Source organism: Limnochorda pilosa (genome assembly GCF_001544015.1).
Taxonomy (GTDB): Bacteria; Bacillota; Limnochordia; order Limnochordales; family Limnochordaceae; genus Limnochorda; species Limnochorda pilosa.
Window position 1 is genome coordinate 1,732,757 of sequence record NZ_AP014924.1, and the last position, 21,036, is coordinate 1,753,792.

A 21,036-nucleotide genomic window follows, 5' to 3' on the forward strand; every position below is an offset into this window, starting at 1 on the left:
ACGGGATGGACCGGATCAAGGAGATCGAGAAGGCCCAGATGCGGGCGGACCTGCCCGACGTCCAGCCCGGGGACACGGTGCGGGTGTCCTTGCGGGTGGTGGAGGGCGAGCGCCGCCGGACCCAGGTTTTTGAGGGCGTGGTGCTGGCCCGCTCGGGCTCGGGGCTGACGGAGAGCGTCACGGTGCGGAAGGTGAGCCAGGGCGTGGGGGTGGAGCGGGTCTTCCCGCTGCACTCTCCCAGCATCGAGCGGATCGACGTGGTCCGCCACGGCCAAGTGCGCCGCGCCAAGCTCTACTACCTGCGCGAGCTCCGGGGCAAGGCGGCCCGCTTGAAGGAACGCCGCTAGCAGGTGGAGATCCGCTGGCAGCCGGGCCACCTGGTGAGGGCCCGGCGGGAGCTGAAGCCCCTCCTGTCCCAGGCCCGCTGGGTGGTGGAGGTGGGGGACGCCCGGGCTCCCAGGGCCAGCCGCGACCGGCTTCTTTCCGAGCAGGTCCCTGCCGCTCGGCGGATCGTGGTTCTGACCCATGCGGACCTGGCCGATCCCCAGGCCACCCGGGCGTGGCTGCGGGCACTGCGGGCCGCGGGGGAAGAGGCGTACGCCGTGAGGGCCCACCGCCCGTCCGGCCTCCAGCCGCTGCAGCGGCGCCTGGCGCCGCCGCGGGCGCGCCCGCCCGCGGGCCTGCGCGGCGTGCGGCTGGGCACCGCCGTCACCCTCCAGCGGGCCGTGGTGGTGGGGTTGCCCAACGTGGGGAAGTCGACCCTCATCAACGCCCTGGCCCGTCGTAGCCGGGCCCGCTCCGAGGCGCGCCCCGGCACCACCCGGGGGCCCCAGTGGATCCAGGCCTCCGAGGGGCTGGAGCTCCTGGACACCCCGGGGGTGCTGGCGCCCATGGGGGTCCGGGGGGAGCGCGCCTACCTCCTGGCCGCCCTCGGCATGGTGTCGGACCGGAGCTTCCCCGTGTGGGAGGTGGCCGTGTGGCTGGTGGAAAGGCTGGGCCTCCCGGACCCGGCCCTGGGGAGCGCCGAAGCGACCCTCGAGGGGATGGGGCGCGGCTGGGGTCTGGTGAGCAGGAGCGGCGCGGTGAACACCGAGGAGACTGCCCTGCGGCTGCTCCAGCAGTTCCGCCGCGGCAGCCTGGGGAGGCACACCCTGGAGGAGCCGCCGCGGGTCCCCGCGGAGCCCGGCCGGTAGCCACAGTGCCCGGCGACCGCCGCAGCCTGGGCGCGTGGGGCGAGCGGCTGGCCCAGGTCTACCTGGAAGGCCTGGGCTACCGGATCTTGGAGCGCAACCTCCGAAGTCGCCTGGGAGAGTTGGACCTGGTGGCCCTGGACGGGCAGACGCTCGCCTTCGTGGAGGTGCGCACCCGCCGTTCCAGCCGGCTCGGGGGCCCCGAGGAGTCCGTGGACGGCGCCAAGCGGGCCCGCCTCGCCCGCCTGGCCGCGGCGTACCTGCAGCGGTTTCCGTCCCACCGGGGGCGACCCGTCCGGATCGACGTGGTGACGGTCCGAATCCGGCCCGACGGTGCAGAGCTCGGCCACCTGCGGAACGTCACCGGATGAGCTTCCCACCTTCTGAAGGGCGCCGGCCCGCTGTGGCGAATGGAAGACCCATGGGGGTCCGGGTGTGCCCGATTCGTACCGTCAGACGTCACGCCGGGCGGACCACTCACTTCATGGCTTCGAACCTTCCGAATCAGGAGGTGGAGCGTGTGCGTCTTCGGATCGCCGCAAGTCTCGCAGGCCTTCTGGTGCTGACCCTGCTGGCCGTTCCGGTCCTGGCTCAAGAGCCGCTCCGCATCGGTCTCCAGGCTCCCATCACCGGGCCGTGGGCCTACGAGGGCGAGATGGCCCGCAACTCGGTGGAGATCGTCAGGGACCAGATCAACGCCCGGGGAGGGGTGCTGGGGCGTCCCATCGAGATCGTCCTGGGTGACGACCAGGGGAACCCGCGCCAGAGCGCCCTGGTGGCCCAGCGGATGGTGAGCGAGGGGGTCGTGGCCGTGGTGGGGACCTACGGGTCCTCCATCAACGAGCCGGCCTCCACCATCTACGAGCGGGCCGGGGTGGTCAACATCGGCTACGGCTCGACCGCGGTCCAGCTCACCCAGCACGGGTGGCAGTACTTCTTCCGCACCTGCTTCCGGGACGACCGGCAGGGCGCCTTCTTCGCCCAGCTGGTGAACGAGACCCTGCAGGCGGCCCGGGTGGCCATCCTCCACGACAACACCACCTTTGCCCGGGGGTTGGCGGAGGCGGCCCGCGCTTCGCTGCAAGAGGCAGGCCAGGCGGAGATCGTCTTCTACGATGCGGTGACCCCCGGCGAGCGCGATTTCAGCCCGATCCTCAGCCGGATGCGCGCCCGGTCGCCCGAGGTCGTCTACTACACGGGCTATTATCCTGAGGCCGCGCTCATCGCGCGCCAGATGAGGGACCTGGGCATCGACGCCGTCTTCGTGGGCGGCAACGCCGCCATCAACGACGAGTTCGTGGAGATCGCCGGGCGGGAGGTGGCCGCCGGTTCGCTCATGACCCAGGAGCCGCTCCCCACCGATCTGCCTTACCCGCAGTCCAAGGCGTTCCTGGACGAGTACGTGAAGCGCCACGGCCAGCCCCCCAGCAGCCCGTGGCCCGTCTACGCGGCCGACGCCCTGAACGTGCTGGCGGCGGCCATCGAGGCGACGGGTTCCACCGACGGCAAGGTGCTGGCGGGCTACATCCACGACACGCTCCAGATCGACGGCGTCACGGGTCCCATCTCCTTCGACGCCGCGGGCGACCGGGAGGGTGCCATCTACCTGGCCTACGAGGTGGCCTCCGACGGCAGCCTGGTCCCCTACGAGCGCTGAGCGGGGGGCACGTCCGGGCCGGGGCCCCTCCGGGGGCGCCCGGCCCTGCCCGAACCGCAGTCCCTGCGGCACCTGGAGGTGACCCGGTGACCCTCTTCGTCGAGCAGCTGGCCAACGGCCTCACGGTGGGCGCCGTCTACGCCCTGGTGGCTCTGGGCTACACCATGGTCTACGGGGTCATGAAACTGATCAACTTCGCCCACGGCGAGCTCTTCATGCTGGGGGCCTACCTGGGCTTCACCGTGCTCGTCTCCACCGCGCTGGGCGGTGCCCTACCGGCCGGCGCGGCCCTGCTGGTGATCATCCTCCTGGCCATGGGAGGGGTGGCGCTGCTGGGGCTGACCGTGGAGCGCGTGGCGTACCGTCCCCTGCAGCGGGCCAACCGGCTGACCGCGGTGGTCTCGGCGCTGGGGGTTTCCATCTTCCTCCAGAACAGCGCCATGCTCCTGTGGGGGCCCCGCTACCGGGCGTATCCCGGCTGGGCCGTGCCCGACGTGCGCTGGTCCGTGGCGGGGGTGCACGTGGGGCTCATGCAGGTGCTCATCCTGGCCGTGGCGCTGGTGCTGATGCTGGGGCTCTACTACGTGATCCAGCGAACCTTCCTGGGGGCGGCTATTCGGGCCACCGCCATCGACCACGACACCGCCCGGCTCATGGGGATCAACGTGGACCGGATCATCCAGCTCATCTTCGTGATCGGGCCTGCCCTGGGGGCGGCAGCGGGGGTGCTCCTGGGCCTCTACTACCGGCAGATCCACTTCACCATGGGCTGGTCGTACGGCCTCAAGGCCTTCACTGCGGCGATCATGGGGGGCATCGGCAACATCCCCGGCGCCATGGTGGGCGGCCTCCTGCTGGGCACCCTGGAGATGCTGGGGGCCGGGTATCTCTCGGCCGCATGGAAGGACGCGTTCGTCTTCGCCATCCTCATCCTCCTCCTGATCGTCCGGCCCACGGGGCTCCTGGGCGAGCGGGTCGCGGAGAAGGTGTAGCCATGGCTAGGACCGCGCCGCGGGAGCGGCTGGCGCAGGAGGAGACCGTGGGGGTCCGGCCGCCCCGGCCGTCCACCGCCCGGGCGCGGGGGCTGATCGGTCCCGCGCTCACGCTGGGGGCGGTGGTGCTGGGGGTGGCCGCCCCCTGGCTCGTCAGCGACTACTGGGTGGACGTGGCCGTCTTCTGGGGCATCTATGCGCTCCTGGGGCTCAGCCTGAACCTGATCGTGGGTGAGGTGGGCCTCTTCAACATGGGCCACACCGCCTTCTTCGCCATCGGGGCCTACGCCACGGTGATCCTCAACCAGGCCTGGGGGCTCTCCCTCTGGCTCCTGATCCCGGTGGCGGGCTTCCTGGCCGCGGCGGCGGGCTACGGCCTGAGCCGGCCCATCATCCACCTGCGGGGCGACTACCTCCTCATTGCCACCATCGGCCTGAACGAGATCCTGCGGGTCGCTCTCCTCAACAACCCCCGGGGGCTCACGGGCGGGCCCAACGGGGTGATCCTGCTCGATCAGTTCCGCCTCTTCGGGTACGGGCTGGATCGGCCCGAGCGCTTCTACTACCTGGTGTGGGGCGCGGTGGGGCTGGTGGTGTGGGGGCTGCTGCGCCTGCAGCGGTCGCGCATCGGGCGGGCGTGGAACTGCGTGCGGGAGGACGAGGTGGCCGCGGAGGCGATGGGCATCGACGTGCGCCAGGCCAAGCTCCTGGCCTTCGTGCTGGGCGCGGGGCTCGCGGGCGCGGCGGGGACCCTCTTTGCGGCCAAGATGGTGGTGGTCTCCCCCGACAGCTTCACCTTCATGGAGGCCGTGATCCTCTTCGCCATCGTGATCCTGGGCGGGATGGGGTCCATTCCGGGCGTGCTGGTGGGCTCGGCGGCCATGATGGTCCTGCCAGAGCTCCTCAGGAATTTCGCCCAGTACCGGATGCTCTTCTTCGGCGCCGCCATGGTGGTCATGATGATCTTCCGGCCCCAGGGCCTCTGGCCCAGCCGGCGCTGGAAGGCGCAGCTTGCGGGGGAGCGGGAGCCATGAGCGCGCTCCTGTCCGTCGAAGGACTGGCCAAGCGGTTCGGGGGCCTGCAGGCCGTGAGCGACTTCCACCTGAACGTGCCCGAAGGGACCGTGTCGAGCCTCATCGGCCCCAACGGGGCGGGGAAGACCACGGTCTTCAACCTGATCACGGGCATCCACCGGCCCGATGCGGGGTCGATCCGCTTCCTCGGCCGGGAGCTGGCCCGGCTGTTGCCCCACCAGGTGGCCGAGCTGGGCATCGCCCGCACCTTCCAGACGGTCCGCCTCTTCCCGAACCTCACCTGCTTCGAGAACGTCCTGGCCGGCCAGCACTGCCGGAGCCGGGCCGGGGTGTGGGCCTCGCTGGTGCGCACGCCCGCGCAGCGGCGGGAGGAGGCGCGGGTCCAGGCGACGGCCCGGCGGTGCCTGGAGCAGGTGGGCCTCTGGAGGCAGCGGGACGAGCTCGCAACGAGCCTGGCCTACGGCGACCGGAAGCGGTTGGAGATCGCCCGGGCGCTGGCGACGGAGCCGGTGCTCCTGATCCTGGACGAGCCGGCCGGCGGCCTCAACGATAGGGAGAGCGAGGCGCTGATGGAGCTGATCCTGCAGGTGCGGGCGTCGGGCGTCACGGTCCTCCTCATCGAGCACGACATGCACGTGGTGATGGGCATCTCCGATCAGGTCACGGTCATGGAGAACGGCCGGGTGATCGCGACGGGCAGCCCTGAGGCGGTGCGGAACGCCCCGGAGGTGGTCGAGGCGTACCTGGGCCACGACGACGTGGAGGAGGACCTGTGATGACGCTCCTGGAGGTGGAGGGCCTACGGGTGACCTACGGGGGCGTGGAGGCGGTGCGGGACCTGAGCCTCTCGGTGGAGACGGGGGAGGTGGTGGCCCTCCTGGGCGCGAACGGGGCCGGGAAGAGTACCACGCTGCGGGCGCTCTCGGGGCTGGTGCGCCCGGCGGCGGGCCGCATCCGCCTGGAGGGGCGGGACCTGGCCCGGGTGCCCGCCCACGAGATCGTGGAGCTGGGAGTGGCCCACGTCCCCGAGGGACGGAGGGTCTTCGGCACCCTCTCCGTGGAGGAGAACCTGAACCTGGGGGCGTACACCCGGCGCCGGCTGCGGGGCGCGGTGGAGGAGGCCCGCGCGCGGGTGTACCGGCTCTTCCCCCGGCTGGAGGAGCGGCGGCACCAGCTGGCCGGGACCCTCTCGGGCGGGGAGCAGCAGATGCTGGCCATCGGCCGGGGGCTCATGGCCCGTCCGCGCCTCCTGCTGCTGGACGAGCCCTCGCTGGGCCTGGCGCCCAAGCTGGTGCGGGAGATCTTCCGCACGGTGCGCGAGATCAACCGCCAGGGGGTCACGGTGCTCTTGGTGGAGCAAAACGCCCGGATGGCCCTCCGCCTGGCCCACCGGGGCTACGTCCTCGAAACGGGCCGCCTGGCCCTGGGCGGGCCCGCAGCGGAGCTGCGGCAGGACCCCCGCATGCGCGAGGCGTACCTGGGCGGGAGGGCGTAGCCGGCCGGGGTCGTGCGCTCCCGGACACGGGGATCGCTCCTCCCCCTGCAGGAGCGGCGGCGGTCGCGGCGAAGCTCTCGTCCTGTGTACCCTCTTGCCCGCGGGGGCAAGGGGGTTTTCTGCCTTGCTGGCAAGGCTTTGGAGTGCGACACTCATCGGGGTGGAGGGCAGGCCGGTGCAGGTGGAGGTGGACCTGCAGAACGGCCTCCCGGCCTTCGAGGTGGTGGGCCTGCCGGGGACGGCGGTGCTGGAGAGCCGCGACCGGGTGCGCTCCGCCCTGCGGAACAGCGGGTTCGAGATGCCCCTGGGGCGGTTGACGGTCAACCTGGCCCCGGCCGACCTGCGCAAGGAGGGCCCCGCCTTCGACCTCCCCATGGCGGTGGGCATCCTGGTCGCCACGGCGCGGGTCCCGCCCGGACGGGCGGCCGCGCACGCCTTCCTGGGCGAGCTGGGGCTGGACGGGTCCCTGCGGCCCGTGGCCGGGGTGCTGGCCGCGGCCGAGGCGGTTCGGGAGCACGTGGAGTCGCTGGCCGTTCCCGCGGGCAACGGGTCGGAGGGTGCCCTGTCGGGGTTGCCGGCCCTGGAGTTCACGCACCTGGCCGAGGTGGTCGCCTACCTGAGGGGAGACCGGACGCCCCGGCCTTCGGTGCCTCTCCCACCGGACGACCGCGAAGCCGCTCCGGCCCCGGGGCTGGAGGCGGTGGCCGGTCAGGCCCAGGCCAAGCGGGCGCTGGAGGTGGCCGCGGCCGGGGGGCACCCTCTGGTGATGGTGGGCCCGCCGGGGGTGGGAAAGACGCTCCTCGCCGAGCGCCTGGGCGGGCTCCTGCCGCCGCTCTCGGAAGCCGAGGCGTACGAGGTCACCAAGATCCACAGCATCGCCGGCCTCCTCCCGCCCGGGGCGGGGCTGATGCGGCGGCCGCCCGTGCGGCGCGTCCATCCTTCGGCCGGCGGCGCCGCGCTGGTGGGGGGCGGGGTGCCCCCCAGGCCGGGGGAGGTGAGCCTGGCCCACCGGGGCGTCCTCTTCCTGGACGAGATGCCCGAGTTCTCGCCCCAGGTGCTGGACGCCCTGCGCCAGCCGCTGGAATCGGGCTGGATCGAGCTCAGCCGGGGCCGGTACCACGTGCGCTTCCCCGCCCGGTTCCTGCTGGTGGGGGCCGGGAACCCCTGCCCCTGCGGCCAGTGGGGCTTCGGAGCCTGCCGCTGTTCGGACGGAATCCTGGCCCGGTACCGGCGGCGCCTTTCGGGACCCCTGCAGGATCGGGTGGACCTCTGGGTCTCGGTGGAACCTCCCCGGGGCGACGACCTCTTCCAGGCGCCCCGGGACGAGACGGTCCGGGCCGTGGAGCGGGTGCGGCAGGCGCGCCGCCGGCAGGCCGAACGGTACGGGCGTGGGATCCTGAACGCGGCGGCCGAGGGCGGAGCCCGGTCGTTCGCCCCGGACCCACGCGTCCGGCGCCTGGTGGAACAGGCCCTGGACGGACGGCTCATCTCCGCCCGGGGAGCGGTCCGTCTCCTGCGGGTGGCCCGGACCCTGGCCGACCTGGACGGAAGCGAGCAGGTGCGGGAGGAGCACGCGGCCGAGGCGCTCCAGTACCGGCGCCCGCCCTGGTAGGGCGTTGCTCGGGACGAACGACCCGTTGGAATGAGGTCGTTCGGGCCACGCCCATCGGCCGATACCCTTCGGGCCACGGCTGGACTAAAGTGGAACCAGGAGGTGGTCTCCCGTGCTGAACCTGGCGCAGGTGGAACGGATCCTGCAGGAGGAGCTGGGTGACCGGGTGGCCCAGGAGCTCTTCGACCGGGTGATCGACCGCCTGGCCGAGGCGGACGGTCGCTGGCAGGAGCTGGAGGACGAGAGCCAGTTCGGGTACAACTTCTCCATCCAGTGCCCGGACATCTGCCTCATCGGGGCGCTTGCCCGGGAGGGGGGCCGGCTCAGGGTCTTCCGGGAGGTCGGCTGAGGCTCCAGGTCGCGTGCCGGATAAAGCCCACCGGGGCTCGCCATGCTACAGGGGACCGGAGGGGAACCCGACGCGACGAAGGAAGGCGAGCCCGTTGGAGCCCGAACCAGGCACGACCCGGATCTACCGTTGCCCGGTCTGCCAGGTGGACACGCCGCACGCGGTCCGGGCGAAGAGGGCTGGCCGGATCGCCCTGAAGTGCAGCAACTGCGACAACGGCAGCCTGGTGGACCAGGGCGAGCTCCAGCTCTACCAGCACCGGTGGGAGGATGAGCTGCGGCAGATCCTGGACAACCTGGGCGCGCACGGGGAAGGAAGGGGCGGGGACGAGGGCGAATAGTCCCGCCGGCCCGGTTCGCCCGCAGGGGGGTGGGAGGGAGTCTTCCCATGTCCTCCGCCGACGCGGCCCGGGAGCGGCTGGACCTCGTCCGCCTGTACGCCGCGCTGCCGCCGCACCTTGCGTACAAGATCTTCAAGCACTACGCCTCCGCCTCGCGCGCCTGGGAGGCGTTCGAGGCGGGGTGGAGGGCCCTGGGCGTGGACGACGCCCAGGTGGCCCAGGCCCGTGCCTTCGACCCCGGCTGGGCCCATCGCGAGATCCTCCGCCTGGGCCGCACCGGGGTGCAGGTCGTCACCCCGCTTCTTCCGGGATACCCGCCAAGCCTGTCCAACGTGAAGGATGCGCCGCCGCTCCTCTTCATGCGGGGCTCCTGGCAGCCGATGGACGAAGGGGCGGTGAGCATCGTCGGCACCCGCCGGTGCACGCCCTACGGGGAGTCGGTGGCCGCGGAGCTGGGGGCGGCGCTGGCCCGGGCCGGCGTCACCGTGGTCAGCGGGTTGGCCCGGGGCGTCGACGCTGCCGCCCACCGGGCCGCGCTGGAGGCGGGCGGGCGCACCGTGGCCGTGATGGCCACCGGCCCCGACCGGATCTACCCGCCCGAGCACCGGAAGCTGGCCCGAGCCATCGAGGCCCAGGGCGCCCTCATCACCGAGTTCCCGCCGGGCACCCACCCCGAGCCCTACTACTTCCCCCACCGGAACCGCATCATTGCGGCCCTGAGCTGGGCCACGGTGGTGGTGGAGGCGGGGGAGCGGAGCGGGGCGCTGATCACCGCCGACCTGGCCCTCACCATGGGCCGGACGGTCTTCGCGGTGCCCGGCCCCATCCACCGGCCGCAAAGCCGCGGGTGTCACCGCCTGATCCGGGAAGGGGCGACGCTGCTGGGCTCGGCGGCCGACCTGATCGAGGAGGTGCGCGCCCGGCAGGCGACCGGGGCCCTCCCGCAGGGGACGCTGCCCGGGATCGCCTCCGAGCCGCCTGAGGGGGCAGGGCCGCCATCCAGCGATCCCCAGCGCTGGCTCTACGACCGGCTGGACCGGGAGCCGCGCACCCTGGAGGAGCTGGTGCGACGCTGCGGGTCCGACGTGGGGTCGGTCCAGGCGGGGCTCAGCCTTCTGGAACTCCGGGGCTGGGCGGTACGGGTGGGGGGGCGCTACTGGCGGAGGCGCTGGTGATGCGCCTTGCGGCCCCTTCGGTTTACAGCCCCTGGGGCCCTCAATATAATGAAGGGCGAACCGGACGGGAGGGGAACGTGTGGCCAAGTCGCTGGTCATCGTGGAGTCACCGGCCAAGGCCAAGACCATTGGCCGATTCCTCGGGCGGACGTACCAGGTGAAGGCCTCCATGGGCCACGTGCGCGACCTGCCCAAGAGCCAATTCGGCGTGGACGTGGAGAACGGCTTCCAGCCCCGCTACATCACCATCCGGGGCAAGGGGAAGGTGGTGCAGGAGCTGCGGGAGGCCGCCCGGAAAGCGGAACGGATCTACCTGGCCACCGACCCCGATCGGGAGGGCGAGGCCATCTCCTGGCACCTCATGAGCGCCCTCGACCTCCAGGAGGACCGCGCGCAGCGGATCGAGTTCCACGAGATCACGGCCGACGCCATCCGCCACGCGGTGAAAAACCCGCGGGCCCTGGACCTGCGGCGGGTGGAGGCCCAGCAGGCGCGGCGGGTGCTGGACCGGGTGGTGGGCTACCAGCTCAGCCCGCTCCTCTGGGCCAAGGTGCGCCGCGGCCTCAGCGCCGGGCGTGTGCAGTCGGTGGCGGTGCGGCTCATCTGCGACCGCCAGGCCGAGATCGACGCCTTCGAGCCGCAGGAGTACTGGACGGTCGACGTCACCCTCCGGGCCCTGGCCGGCGAGGAGCCCCAGGGGCCCGCCAGCGCGTCCCAAGGGCACCCGAACGGCCGGGCGAAGCGCGCGGCCGGGCTCGAGCCCGCCGTCTTCGTGGCGCGGGTGGAGCGGAGGGGCGGCAAGAAGCTCGAGATCCCCAGCGAGTCCGAGGCCCGGCGGGTGGTGGAGGAGGTGGCCGCCCAGGAGACCCGGGTGGCGTCGGTGGAGGAGAAGGAGCGACGGCGGTCGCCCTATGCGCCGTACACCACCAGCACCCTCCAGCAGGACGCCTCGCACCGGCTCCGGTTCCCCGCGTCCAAGACCATGCGCCTCGCGCAGCAGCTCTACGAGGGCCTCGACCTGGGTCCCGAGGGGCATTCCGGCCTCATCACCTACATGCGTACCGACTCCACCCAGGTGGCGGCCCAGGCGCAGGCCGAGGCGCGGGCCTTGATCGAGGAGACGTACGGTGCGCCCTTCTGCCCGGCCCGCCCGCCCAAGTACAAGAACCGGGCCGGCGCCCAGGCCGCGCACGAGGCGATCCGGCCCACCTCCGTCCGGCGGACGCCGGATCAGGTGGCGCCGTACCTGGGCCGCGACCAGCTCCGCCTCTACCGGCTGATCTGGGAACGCTTCGTGGCCAGCCAGATGAGCCCCGCCCGCTACCAGACGGTGAGCGTGCGGGTGGGGGCGGGGCCGTATGAGCTTCGCGCCACGGGATCGCGCCTCCTCTTCCCGGGGTTCCTGCGCGTCTACGAGGTGGACGAGGCCGACGAATCCCGCGCCCAGAGGGCACCCCTGCCCCCGCTCCGGGAGGGCCAGCTCCTGGAGCAGGTGGAGCGGAAGCCCGAGCAGCACTTCACGCAGCCGCCTCCCCCCTACACCGAGGCCTCCCTGGTGAAGAGCCTGGAGGAGCTGGGCATCGGCCGCCCCAGCACCTACGCCCCTATCATCGAGACCATCCAGAAGCGGGGTTACGTGGAGCTGGCGGACCGGAAGTTCGTCCCCACCGAGCTGGGCCGGGTGGTGGTGGACCTGCTCAAGGAGTACTTCCCCGACATCGTGGACGTGGAGTTCACCGCCCGCATGGAGGCGGAGCTGGACGAGGTGGAAGAGGGGAAGGAAGACTGGGTCTCGCTGGTCCGCAGCTTTTACGGTCCCTTCGCCAAGGAGCTGGAGGTGGCCCGGCAGAAGGTGGGCCGGGTCGAGGTGGCCGACGAGGAGACCGACGAGGTCTGCGACAAGTGCGGCCGCAAGATGGTGATCAAGCACGGCCGCTTCGGCAAGTTCCTGGCCTGCTCGGGCTTCCCCGAGTGCCGCAACACCCGGCCCATCCTGGAACCCGTGGGCGTCGACTGCCCCGAGTGCGGCCACCCGCTGGTGCGGCGCCGCTCGCGGCGGGGCAAGACCTTCTACGGCTGCTCCAACTACCCCGAGTGCCGCTTCGTCCTTTGGCAGAAGCCGGTACCGGCCCGCTGCCCCCGGTGCGGCAGCCTCCTGGTGGAGGGGCGGGGGCGGGCCGGCGCCGGCCGGGGCCGGGGCGCCGGGCGCCCCCCGGGCGCGACCGAGTGGGTCTGCCCCACCAAGGGCTGCGGCCACCGGCAGCCCGCGCCCTCGGGCGCGCGCCCGGAGGGCACCCGGGCGCGCACCTCCCAGGAGGAGGAGCCCGAGCTGGCCCGGGTCTAGGCCGGGCCGCCGGGTGCCCTCGGGGCCGGGTGTCCTCCGGGCGCGGCGGGTGGCGGCGAGGCCGGCGGGAGGACGCAGGGAGGAGGCATCCGCATGGCATCCAGCGGGCTGCACGGCACCACCATCGTCGGGGTGCGCCGGGACGGGCGGGCGGCGCTGGCGGGCGACGGCCAGGTGACCCTGGGCGAGCACACGATCGTGAAGCGGGGCGCCCGGAAGGTCCGCCGCCTCTACCACGGCCAGGTGCTGGCGGGCTTCGCCGGCTCGGTGGCCGACGCCTTCGCGCTCTTCGAACGCTTCGAGACGCGCCTCGAGTCGTACCACGGGAACCTCCAGCGGGCCGCGGTGGAGCTGGCCAAGGAGTGGCGCACCGACCGGGCCCTCCGCCGGCTCGACGCGCTCCTGGTGGTGATGGACGCGGAGGCGCTCCTGGTGCTCTCGGGCACGGGTGAGGTGATCGAACCCGACGACGGGGTGGCCGCCGTGGGTTCCGGCGGGCCGTACGCGCTGGCGGCGGCCCGGGCGCTCCTGGCCCACTCGGACCTCTCCGCGCCGGAGATCGCACGGGAGAGCCTCCTCATCGCCTCCAGCATCTGCGTCTACACCAACGACCAGATCGTGCTCGAGGAGCTGTCCTAGCGCCGGCCGGTCGGGGCAGGAAGGGCCGAGGGTCGACCGCGCCGGCCAGAGAACGACACCCAAGGGAGGGATGGCCGTGGTCGAGGGTCTGACGCCCCGCCAGGTGGTGGCGGAGCTCGACAAGTACATCATCGGCCAGGCAGAGGCGAAGCGTGCGGTGGCCATCGCCCTGCGGAACCGCTACCGCCGCCGGCTGCTGCCCGAGCACCTGCGGGACGAGGTGAGCCCCAAGAACATCCTCATGATGGGGCCCACGGGCGTGGGCAAGACCGAGATCGCACGCCGCCTGGCCCGGCTGGCGGCGGCCCCCTTCGTCAAGGTGGAGGCCACCAAGTTCACCGAGGTCGGCTACGTGGGGCGCGACGTGGACGCCATGGTGCGAGACCTGGTGGAGACCGCGATCCGCATGGTGAAGAACGAGCGGATCGAGGCGGTGCGCGACCGGGCCGACCAGCTGGCCGAGGAGCGGCTGCTCGAGATCCTCCGGCCCGGCCCCCGCAGGGGCCGGCCGGCCCATCCGCTCCAGGCGCTGCTGGGCATGGGGGGCGGCGAGCCCGCGCCCCCCGACGGCGAGGACGAGGCCACCGTCCGGGCCGATCGGGAGAACCTGCGCCGCCAGCTCCGCCTGGGCGAGCTGGAGGACCGCATCGTGGAGATCGAGGTGGAAGACACCGCGCCCCGCACCCTGGAGATCTTCAGCGGGTCGGGCGTGGAGGAGATGGGCGTCAACCTGCAGGACATGCTCGGACCCTTCCTCCCCCGCCGGACCCGGCGGCGCAAGCTGCCCATCCGCGAGGCCCGCAAGGTCTTGGCGCAGGAAGAGGCCCAGAAGCTCATCGACATGGACGAGGTGCAGGCCGAAGCCGTGCGGCGCGCCGAGGAGAGCGGCATCGTCTTCCTCGACGAGATCGACAAGATCGCCGGAAACCAGGGCGGCGCCGGGCCCGACGTCTCCCGCGAGGGGGTTCAGCGGGACATCCTGCCCATCGTGGAAGGCTCCACGGTGATGACCAAGTACGGCCCCGTGCGCACGGACCACGTCCTCTTCATCGCGGCGGGCGCCTTCCACGTGTCGAAGCCGTCGGACCTCATCCCCGAGCTCCAGGGGCGCTTCCCGCTGCGGGTGGAGCTGGCCTCCCTTACCGAGGAGGACTTCCGCCGCATCCTCACCGAGCCCGAGAACGCGCTGATCACCCAGTACACCCAGCTCCTGGCGACCGAAGGGGTGGAGCTCGCGTTCACCCAGGACGCCATCGAGGCCATCGCGGCGGCCGCCCGGCAGGTGAACCTGGCCACCGAGGACATCGGCGCCCGCAGGCTCCATACCATCCTGGAGCGGGTCGTGGAGGAGCTTTCCTTCGAGGCGCCCGAGGTGGCCGGCCAGCGGGTGACCATCAACGCCGCGTACGTGCACCGGCGGCTGGCCTCCATTGTAGCCGACCAGGACCTGAGCCGATACATCCTCTAGGAGGATCGCGCCCGCGCCTGCCGCGAGGCCCTCGGGAGCCCTTCGGTGCCGATCGGGTTCATCCGGGGGACGAATTTGTTCTGGTTCCAGGGAACCAAGGAGGAAATCCCCGGAAACCATCGAACATCGACTGAGGAACGACGAACTCCATAGGTCGTCCGCGAGTGCAGGGGCAAAGCTGCCGAAAGGCAGCGACGCAAAACCACGGGCCTAAGGGACCTTCGGGTCTACGGTCGCCGGGTCGCCATTCGCAGGCGCGAGGTTGCCTTCGTGCCCAAGCCCCTGGCTTGGGCTTCGTCGTTTGGCAGGGGTCGGGGTGGGGCGCAGGGAGGGACGGAACCATGGAAGGCTGGCCTGTCACCGAGCGCTTCCTTGGGGCGCGTCTGGACCAGCTCCTGCTCAAGCAGCGGGTGGTGGCGGAGAACATCGCCAACGCGAACACCCCCGGCTACAAGCGGAAGGACGTCACCTTCCCGGCGGAGCTGGAGCGGGCGGGGGCGCGCCTGCCGGTGTGGCGCACGCACCCCGAGCACTTGCCCGTCTCGGCCCCCGAGGGCGGCCCCCGGGTGGTGGTCGACTCGACCACCGTCATGCGCAACGACATCAACAACGTGGACGTGGAGAAAGAGACGGCAAGTCTGGCCCAGGCCCAGATCCTCTACAACGCCCTGGTGGAGCAGCTGAACCGGGGCTACAAGCGGATCAGCCTCGCCGTTCGCGAAGGGAGGGCGTGAGCGTGTTCGGTTCCATGGACGTCAGCGCCTCCGGCCTCACTGCCGAGCGGCTTAGGATGGACCTGATCGCCTCGAACCTGGCCAACGCGGAGACGACGCGCACGCCCGAAGGCGGCCCCTACCGCCGGCTCATGGCCATCCTGGTGCCCGAGCCGACCCAGACCGGCCGGGAGCCCCAAAGCCGCAAGGGCGGCGGCGTGCGAGTGCAGGCGGTCGTGCGGGATCCGAACCCGCCGCGCCTCGTCTACCAGCCGGACCATCCGGACGCCGACGCCGAAGGGTACGTGGCGTATCCCAACGTCAACCCCGTCACCGAGATGGTGGACCTGATCACTGCGACCCGCGCCTACGAGGCCAACGTGGCGGCCTTCAACGCCGCGAAGGGGATGGCCCTCAAGGCGCTGGAGATCGGCCGGCTCTAAGGCCGCTGGGGAGCGAGCCCGGCAGGCGCGGACGCCGCTGGGCAAGTGTCGGCAAGCGTCGGCTTCTGATGGGATCTGTCGGGTTGGGGACCGATGAGGGGGACCGGAGATGATCGAACGTGTGGCACGTCCCGTGGCGCCCGAGGTGCTGGCGCCCCGCGGCCCCGCCTCAGAACGGGCCAGCGCCCCAGAGGGGCGGGGAGGCTTCGCGGAGATGCTGGAAAGCCAGCTCGAGGCGGTGAACCGGCTCCAGGCCCGCGCCGAAGAGGAGGCCCAGAGCCTGGCCCGCGGCGAGGTGGAGAACCTCCACCAGGTGATGATCACCGCGGAGAAGGCCCAGCTCGCCCTGGAACTGACCGTGGCCATCCGGAACAAGGTGCTGGAGGCGTACCAGGAGATCTCCCGGATGCAGCTATGATCACCCGCAGAAAGAGGAGGGTGAGCGGCCAGGATGGCTAGGGCGGTCTCGGTGCAGCAACCTTGGCAGAACGTGCGGGAGCGGGTCTCCCACGTGTGGCAGCAGCTGGGCCGGACGGGGCGGTGGGCCGCGGTCGCGGCGGGTGCGCTCCTTTTCATCCTCCTTCTCTACGTGGCCTTCGCCCCGGGCAAGGCGCCCTACGCCCCGCTCTTCAGCGACCTGCGCCCCCGGGAGGCGGGGGAGATCGCGCAGGTCCTGACCGAGAAAGGCATCCCCTACGAGCTGGGCGACGCGGGGTCCACCCTCCTGGTGCCCCGGGACCTGGTCTACCGCACCCGCATCGAGCTGGCCGCGCAGGGCATCCCCTCGGGCGGCACCGTGGGCTTCGAGCTCCTGAACCAAAGCAGCCTGGGCATGACCGAGTACGAGCGGCGGGTCCGGTATGTGCTCGCCCTGCAGGGAGAGCTGGCCCGGACCATCCAGGAGCTCTCGCCCGTGCGGGAGGCCCGGGTTCACATCGTGCAGCCTCAGCCTTCGGTCTTCGTGGAGGAGCGCCGGCCGGCCACCGCCTCGGTGCTGCTGGACCTGCGCCCCGGCGAGGACCTGAGCCGCGACCAGGTGCGGGGCGTGGTGAATCTGGTCGCCTCCAGCGTGGAGGGCCTGGCGCCGGCGAGCGTGACCGTGGTGGACACCCGGGGCCGCACGTTGTCGGACATGCTCCAGCAGAACCCCTCGGACGCGCTGGCCATGAACCACCTGGAGCTGCAGCGCGCCTACGAGAAGGAGCTCCAGACCAGCGTCCAGACCATGCTCGAGCAGGTGTACGGCTACGGCAACGCCGTGGTGCGGGTGAAGACCCAGATGGACTTCTCCTCGGCGGACGAGCTGAACGAGGAGTTCGCGCCCGTGCAGGGCGGCGGCATCCGCAGCGAGCAGCGGACCGAGGAGCGCTTCGAGGGCGAGGGCACCGTGGCGCCCGGGGGCCCGGCCGGGGTGGAGTCCAACGTGCCGGGCTACGTGGGGGTCGCCACCGGGCCTTCCAGCTATGAAAAGATCGACACCGTCACCAACTACGAGCTGAGCCGGCGCCAGGTGAAGCGCACCGTGCCGCCCGGGCGGGTGCAGGGGATCTCGGTGGCCGTCTGGGTGGACGGGACCCTCACCCCCGCGGAGCAAGGCGGCATCGAGGCCGCGGTGGCCTCCGCGGTGGGGGCCGACCCGGCCCGGGGCGACGCGGTGAGCGTGCAGGCCATCCGCTTCAGCCGTCCCGAGGCCCCGGTCGTCGCCGCGGCGGCTCCCCTGCCGCTCTCCTACCTGGTGCTCCTGGGCGTGCTGCTGGCGGTCCTGACCGCCGCCGGCGTCTGGTGGGCCCTGCGCCGCCGGGCGGCCCAGCCCGAGGAGGCCGGGGAGGGCGCTCCAGGTGAAGAGGAGCTGCCCGGCCTCCCGGCCGAGGAGGCGGACCGGAACCTGCGCCGGGTCCGCGACCTGGCGCTGCGCAACCCCAAGAACTTCGTGGAGCTCTTGCGATCCTGGCTGGCGGAGGAATGACCATGGCGGTTCAGATGCAGGCCACCTCCCCGCGGCACCTGACAGGGCGCCAGAAGGCGGCCGTCCTCCTGATTGCGATGGGGCAGGAGCACTCCTCCCGCCTCTTCCAGCACCTGGAGGAGGACGAGGTGGAGCAGCTCACCTACGAGATCGCCAACACCCGCAACGTGGACGCGGAGACCCGCGACCTGGTCATCCAGGAGTTCGCGGAGCTGGCCCTGGCCCAGGAGTATATCTCCCGGGGCGGCATCGACTACGCCCGCCAGGTCCTGGAGAACGCCTTCGGCCCCGAACGGGCCCGGACCGTCATCGAGCGGCTCACGGCCTCGCTCAGGGTGCGTCCCTTCGACTTCGCCCGGCGGGCCAACCCGTCGCAGCTCTTCGACTTCATAAGGAAAGAACACCCCCAGACCATTGCGGTCATCATGGCCTACCTGACGCCCGAGCAGGCGGGCACCATCCTCTCGGCGCTCCCGCCCGAGCGGCAGGTGGAGGTGGCCCAGCGCCTGGCCACGCTGGACCGCATCAGCCCCGAGGTGCTCCACGAGATCGAGCACGCGCTGGAGGAGCGGCTCTCGGGGCTGGTGGGCGACGAGTCCCTGGCCGCCGGCGGGATCGACGCGGCCGTGGCCGTCCTCACCAAGGTGGACCGCTCCACGGAGAAGCGGATCCTCGAGACCCTGGAGCAGACCGAGCCCGAGCTGGCCGAGGAGATCCGGAGCAAGATGTTCGTCTTCGAGGACCTCTTCCTGCTGGACGACCGGGCGATGCAGCGGGTGATCCGGGAGGTCCAGTCGTCCGACTGGGCGCTGGCCCTCAAGACGGCAAGCGAAGAGGTCTCCCAGCGGGTCTTCCGCAACATGTCCAAGCGGGCCGGCGAGATGCTGCGGGAGGAGATGGAGTACCTGGGGCCCGTCCGGCTGCGGGACGTGGAGGAGGCCCAGCAGCGGATCGTGGCCATGGTGAGGCAGCTCGAGGAGGCCGGCGAGATCGTGGTCTCCCGGGGCGGGGAGGATCAGGTCGTTGTCTAGGATCATCAAGGCGGCCCTGGTCGCGGCCGTGGTGGAGCCGGAGCCGGCCCCCCGCGCCCGGGACCTGGCCACCGCCGAGACGCCCTCCGACTACCTGGTGGACGCGGCCAGGGTCCTGGAGGCGGCTCAGGCCCAGGCGGACCGCCTGATGGGCTCGGCCCGCGAGCGGGTGGTGGAGCTGGTGGAGGAGGTGGAACGCCGCACCGCCGAGCGGGTGGACCGGGCCCGCCGGGAGGCGGAGGAGTCCGGCTTCGAGGAAGGGGTCCGACAGGGCCGCGCCCAGGGTCTGGACGAAGCCCGCGAGGTGCTGCACCGGCTGGAAGGCTTGGTGGACCGGGTGGTGCGGCTGCGGGAGGAGCTCCTGGCCCGGCACGAGGAGGACGTGGTCAAGCTCTCTCTGGCCGTGGCCGAAAAGGTGATCGGGAGGGTGGTGGAGGAGGACCGGGAGGTGGCCGCCCGCACCGTGCGGCAGCTCCTCAACCAGGTGGCGGGCGCCACGGAGATCCGGATCCGCATCCACCCTGACGACCTGCCCGCGGTGCGCGCCCACGAGGAGGAGTGGAAGCGCCTGGCCGAGGGCTCGCGGAGCCTGGCGCTCCTGCCCGACGACCGGGTGGCACCGGGCGGGGCGCTGGTGGAGACCGAGTTCGGCGCCATCGACGGCGGCATCGAGGGCCGGTTCGTAGAGGTCAGCCAGACGCTGATGGAGGTGCTGCGGGGTGAGGCCTGAGGCGGGGCCTCAGGTGGCGGACAGGTCCGAGCTCCCCCCCGTGCGGGTGGATCTCGGCCGCTACCTGGAGCGCCTGGAAGCGGTGGAAGGCTTCCGCCAGCGGGGCTGGGTGAGCCAGGTGATCGGGCTCACCATCGAGTCCTCGGGGCCGCGCGCGACCCTGGGCCAGCTCTGCACCGTCCACCCGGCCGGCGCCCGCCGCCCGATCCTGGCCGAGGTGGTGGGCTTCCGGGACAGGAAGACGCTTCTCATGCCCCTGGGCGAGATGCACGGCATCGGGCCGGGAAACCCGGTGGTCGCCGAGCGCCGGGGGCTCACCGCCCCGGTGGGCTGGAAGCTCCTGGGCCGGGTCCTGGACGGCCTCGGCCGCCCCATGGACGACGGGGGCCCCCTGCAGGTCGAGGGGCGCTACCCGGTGCACCGCACCCCGCCGGACCCCCTCGCCCGTCAGCGGGTGACGGCCCCGCTGCCGCTGGGGGTGCGGGCCATCGACGGCCTCGTCACCTGCGGCCGGGGCCAGCGCCTGGGCATCTTCTCGGGCTCGGGCGTGGGGAAGTCGACGCTCCTGGGCATGATCGCCCGCAACACCGCAGCGGACGTGAACGTCATCGGCCTCATCGGCGAGCGCGGCCGCGAGGTTCGGGACTTCCTGGAGGAAGACCTGGGGCCCGAAGGGCTGGCCCGCTCGGTGGTGGTGGTGGCCACCTCGGACCAGCCGGCGCTGGTGCGCACCAAGGGGGCGTACCTGGCCACGGCCATCGCCGAGTTCTTCCGGGACCAGGGCAAGGACGTGCTCCTCTTGATGGACTCGGTCACCCGCTTCGCCGCAGCCCAGCGGGAGGTGGGGCTGGCGGTGGGCGAGCCGCCGGCCACCAAGGGGTACACCCCCTCGGTCTTCGCCGAGCTGCCGCGCCTCTTGGAGCGGAGCGGTTCGTCGGAGCGGGGGACGATCACCGGCCTCTACACGGTGCTGGTGGACGGCGACGACCTGACGGACCCCATCGCCGACTCGGTGCGGAGCATCCTGGACGGCCACGTGGTGCTCTCCCGGCGGCTGGCCGAGCGGGAGCACTACCCGGCCGTGGACGTGCTGGCGAGCGTCAGCCGGGTGATGCGCGATGTGACCGGCCCGGCCCACCAGCGGGCGGCGGCCCGGGTTCGGGCGCTCCTCGCCGCCTACCGGGATGCGGAGGACCTGATCCAGGTGGGCGCCTACGCCCACGGGAGCAACCCCGAGGTGGACACGGCCATGGCCCGCATGGAGGCCATCGAGGCTTTCTTGCGCCAGGACGTGGACGAGCGGAGCGACTTGGAGGAGACCCTGCGGGGGCTCGAGGCCCTGGCGGGCTGAGGGAGGTGACTCGAAGGTGGCCCGGTTCGAGTTCCGGCTGGACGGGGTGTACCGCTGGAAGCAGCGGGAGGAGGAGGCAGCCCGGGACGCGTGGGTGCAGGCCCACCGGCGGCTGAACCAGGCCCGGGCCGAGCTCCTGCTGCTGGAGGAGGAGCTGGGGCGGCTGGGCGAGGGCCTGCCCTCGGGCGCCATGGACGGCGCCGACCTCCAGGCGTGGGCGGTCTACGCCTCTCACACCCGGGATCGGGCGGCCCGCCAGCAGGAGGAGGTCGTGCGGGTGGAGGGCGACGCGGGGGCCGCCTTCCGCGGGCTGGTGGCGGCGTCGCAAGAGCGTCGCCTCTTCGAGCGGCTCCGGGAGAAGGAGCGGGTTCGCTTCGTGCGGGCCGAGGAGCACCGGGAGCAGCGGGAGCAGGACGAGATGGCCGGCGTGCGGGTGGGTGCGCTGCCCGGGCGCCGCTGGAGGGGGCCGGCCCGGCGCGACGACGCCGTAGCCGGGCCCGCCTAGGG

At 72.3% G+C, this 21,036-nt stretch carries 23 protein-coding genes and 1 riboswitch; all 23 genes read left to right on the forward strand.

The genetic code is table 11. The features are described 5' to 3' along the window. The first annotated feature begins 5 nt into the window (after nucleotides 1-5). The 23 genes from rplS (at nucleotide 6) to fliJ (ending at nucleotide 21,034) form a co-directional block, all read left to right on the forward strand. A complete protein-coding gene (gene rplS / locus LIP_RS07565) occupies nucleotides 6-347 on the forward strand; it encodes a 50S ribosomal protein L19 (protein WP_068141723.1) in 342 nt (113 codons plus the stop codon). A gap of 3 nt (nucleotides 348-350) precedes the next feature. Next, complete coding sequence (locus LIP_RS07570) at nucleotides 351-1,193, forward strand: YlqF/YawG family GTPase (RefSeq protein WP_068136396.1); 843 nt, start codon at nucleotides 351-353, stop codon at nucleotides 1,191-1,193. A 5-nt stretch (nucleotides 1,194-1,198) separates the two neighbouring features. Beyond that, on the forward strand, nucleotides 1,199-1,561 hold the full coding sequence (locus LIP_RS07575; RefSeq protein ID WP_068136398.1) for a YraN family protein: 363 nt from the start codon (nucleotides 1,199-1,201) through the stop codon (nucleotides 1,559-1,561). A 149-nt stretch (nucleotides 1,562-1,710) separates the two neighbouring features. Further along, nucleotides 1,711-2,847, forward strand: a complete 1,137-nt coding sequence (locus tag LIP_RS07580; protein ID WP_198409772.1) for a branched-chain amino acid ABC transporter substrate-binding protein — start codon at nucleotides 1,711-1,713, stop codon at nucleotides 2,845-2,847. Between the two features lie 86 nt (nucleotides 2,848-2,933). Continuing rightward, a complete protein-coding gene (locus tag LIP_RS07585) occupies nucleotides 2,934-3,839 on the forward strand; it encodes a branched-chain amino acid ABC transporter permease (RefSeq protein ID WP_068136401.1) in 906 nt (301 codons plus the stop codon). A 2-nt stretch (nucleotides 3,840-3,841) separates the two neighbouring features. Beyond that, a complete protein-coding gene (locus LIP_RS07590) occupies nucleotides 3,842-4,873 on the forward strand; it encodes a branched-chain amino acid ABC transporter permease (RefSeq protein WP_082726014.1) in 1,032 nt (343 codons plus the stop codon). Continuing rightward, nucleotides 4,870-5,649, forward strand: a complete 780-nt coding sequence (locus tag LIP_RS07595; protein ID WP_068136403.1) for an ABC transporter ATP-binding protein — start codon at nucleotides 4,870-4,872, stop codon at nucleotides 5,647-5,649. The genes LIP_RS07590 and LIP_RS07595 overlap by 4 nt, the downstream gene beginning before the upstream one ends. Then, complete coding sequence (locus tag LIP_RS07600) at nucleotides 5,649-6,368, forward strand: ABC transporter ATP-binding protein (RefSeq protein ID WP_068136406.1); 720 nt, start codon at nucleotides 5,649-5,651, stop codon at nucleotides 6,366-6,368. The genes LIP_RS07595 and LIP_RS07600 overlap by 1 nt, the downstream gene beginning before the upstream one ends. Before the next feature lie 124 nt (nucleotides 6,369-6,492). Further along, nucleotides 6,493-7,980, forward strand: coding sequence for a YifB family Mg chelatase-like AAA ATPase (locus LIP_RS07605; RefSeq protein WP_068136409.1), 1,488 nt, complete (start codon nucleotides 6,493-6,495; stop codon nucleotides 7,978-7,980). Nucleotides 7,981-8,092: 112 nt separating this feature from the next. Next, on the forward strand, nucleotides 8,093-8,329 hold the full coding sequence (locus LIP_RS07610) for a hypothetical protein (RefSeq protein WP_068136412.1): 237 nt from the start codon (nucleotides 8,093-8,095) through the stop codon (nucleotides 8,327-8,329). A gap of 94 nt (nucleotides 8,330-8,423) precedes the next feature. Then, a complete protein-coding gene (locus LIP_RS07615; RefSeq protein WP_068136415.1) occupies nucleotides 8,424-8,669 on the forward strand; it encodes a hypothetical protein in 246 nt (81 codons plus the stop codon). A 47-nt stretch (nucleotides 8,670-8,716) separates the two neighbouring features. Further along, entirely contained in the window at nucleotides 8,717-9,844 is a 1,128-nt protein-coding gene (gene dprA / locus LIP_RS07620) for a DNA-processing protein DprA (protein ID WP_068136417.1), read from the forward strand. Nucleotides 9,845-9,923: 79 nt separating this feature from the next. Beyond that, the gene (gene topA / locus LIP_RS07625) at nucleotides 9,924-12,188 is read left to right on the forward strand and encodes a type I DNA topoisomerase (protein ID WP_082726015.1); all 2,265 of its coding nucleotides are present in this window, start codon (nucleotides 9,924-9,926) and stop codon (nucleotides 12,186-12,188) included. Nucleotides 12,189-12,281: 93 nt separating this feature from the next. Continuing rightward, the gene (gene hslV / locus LIP_RS07630; RefSeq protein ID WP_068136421.1) at nucleotides 12,282-12,827 is read left to right on the forward strand and encodes an ATP-dependent protease subunit HslV; all 546 of its coding nucleotides are present in this window, start codon (nucleotides 12,282-12,284) and stop codon (nucleotides 12,825-12,827) included. A gap of 70 nt (nucleotides 12,828-12,897) precedes the next feature. Further along, on the forward strand, nucleotides 12,898-14,295 hold the full coding sequence (hslU, locus tag LIP_RS07635; protein ID WP_068136424.1) for an ATP-dependent protease ATPase subunit HslU: 1,398 nt from the start codon (nucleotides 12,898-12,900) through the stop codon (nucleotides 14,293-14,295). A 161-nt stretch (nucleotides 14,296-14,456) separates the two neighbouring features. After that, nucleotides 14,457-14,544, forward strand: a riboswitch (cyclic di-GMP riboswitch). Between the two features lie 92 nt (nucleotides 14,545-14,636). Then, nucleotides 14,637-15,029, forward strand: a complete 393-nt coding sequence (gene flgB, locus LIP_RS07640) for a flagellar basal body rod protein FlgB (protein WP_068136427.1) — start codon at nucleotides 14,637-14,639, stop codon at nucleotides 15,027-15,029. Further along, nucleotides 15,026-15,451, forward strand: coding sequence for a flagellar basal body rod protein FlgC (flgC, locus tag LIP_RS07645; RefSeq protein ID WP_068136430.1), 426 nt, complete (start codon nucleotides 15,026-15,028; stop codon nucleotides 15,449-15,451). The genes flgB and flgC overlap by 4 nt, the downstream gene beginning before the upstream one ends. A 109-nt stretch (nucleotides 15,452-15,560) precedes the next feature. Continuing rightward, on the forward strand, nucleotides 15,561-15,869 hold the full coding sequence (fliE, locus tag LIP_RS07650) for a flagellar hook-basal body complex protein FliE (protein WP_068136434.1): 309 nt from the start codon (nucleotides 15,561-15,563) through the stop codon (nucleotides 15,867-15,869). 33 nt (nucleotides 15,870-15,902) lie between these two features. Further along, nucleotides 15,903-17,417 carry a flagellar basal-body MS-ring/collar protein FliF gene (gene fliF / locus LIP_RS07655; RefSeq protein ID WP_082726016.1) on the forward strand — a complete coding sequence of 505 codons (1,515 nt, stop codon included), beginning with the start codon at nucleotides 15,903-15,905 and terminating at the stop codon, nucleotides 17,415-17,417. Nucleotides 17,418-17,419: 2 nt separating this feature from the next. Next, nucleotides 17,420-18,448, forward strand: coding sequence for a flagellar motor switch protein FliG (gene fliG / locus LIP_RS07660; RefSeq protein ID WP_231699355.1), 1,029 nt, complete (start codon nucleotides 17,420-17,422; stop codon nucleotides 18,446-18,448). After that, nucleotides 18,441-19,178 (forward strand): FliH/SctL family protein, encoded by a 738-nt coding sequence (locus tag LIP_RS07665; protein WP_068136439.1) that lies wholly within the window; start codon nucleotides 18,441-18,443, stop codon nucleotides 19,176-19,178. The genes fliG and LIP_RS07665 overlap by 8 nt, the downstream gene beginning before the upstream one ends. Before the next feature lie 40 nt (nucleotides 19,179-19,218). Beyond that, the gene (fliI, locus tag LIP_RS07670; RefSeq protein WP_068141736.1) at nucleotides 19,219-20,529 is read left to right on the forward strand and encodes a flagellar protein export ATPase FliI; all 1,311 of its coding nucleotides are present in this window, start codon (nucleotides 19,219-19,221) and stop codon (nucleotides 20,527-20,529) included. Nucleotides 20,530-20,545: 16 nt separating this feature from the next. Continuing rightward, nucleotides 20,546-21,034, forward strand: a complete 489-nt coding sequence (fliJ, locus tag LIP_RS07675; protein WP_068136442.1) for a flagellar export protein FliJ — start codon at nucleotides 20,546-20,548, stop codon at nucleotides 21,032-21,034. The last annotated feature ends 2 nt before the right edge of the window (nucleotides 21,035-21,036 follow it).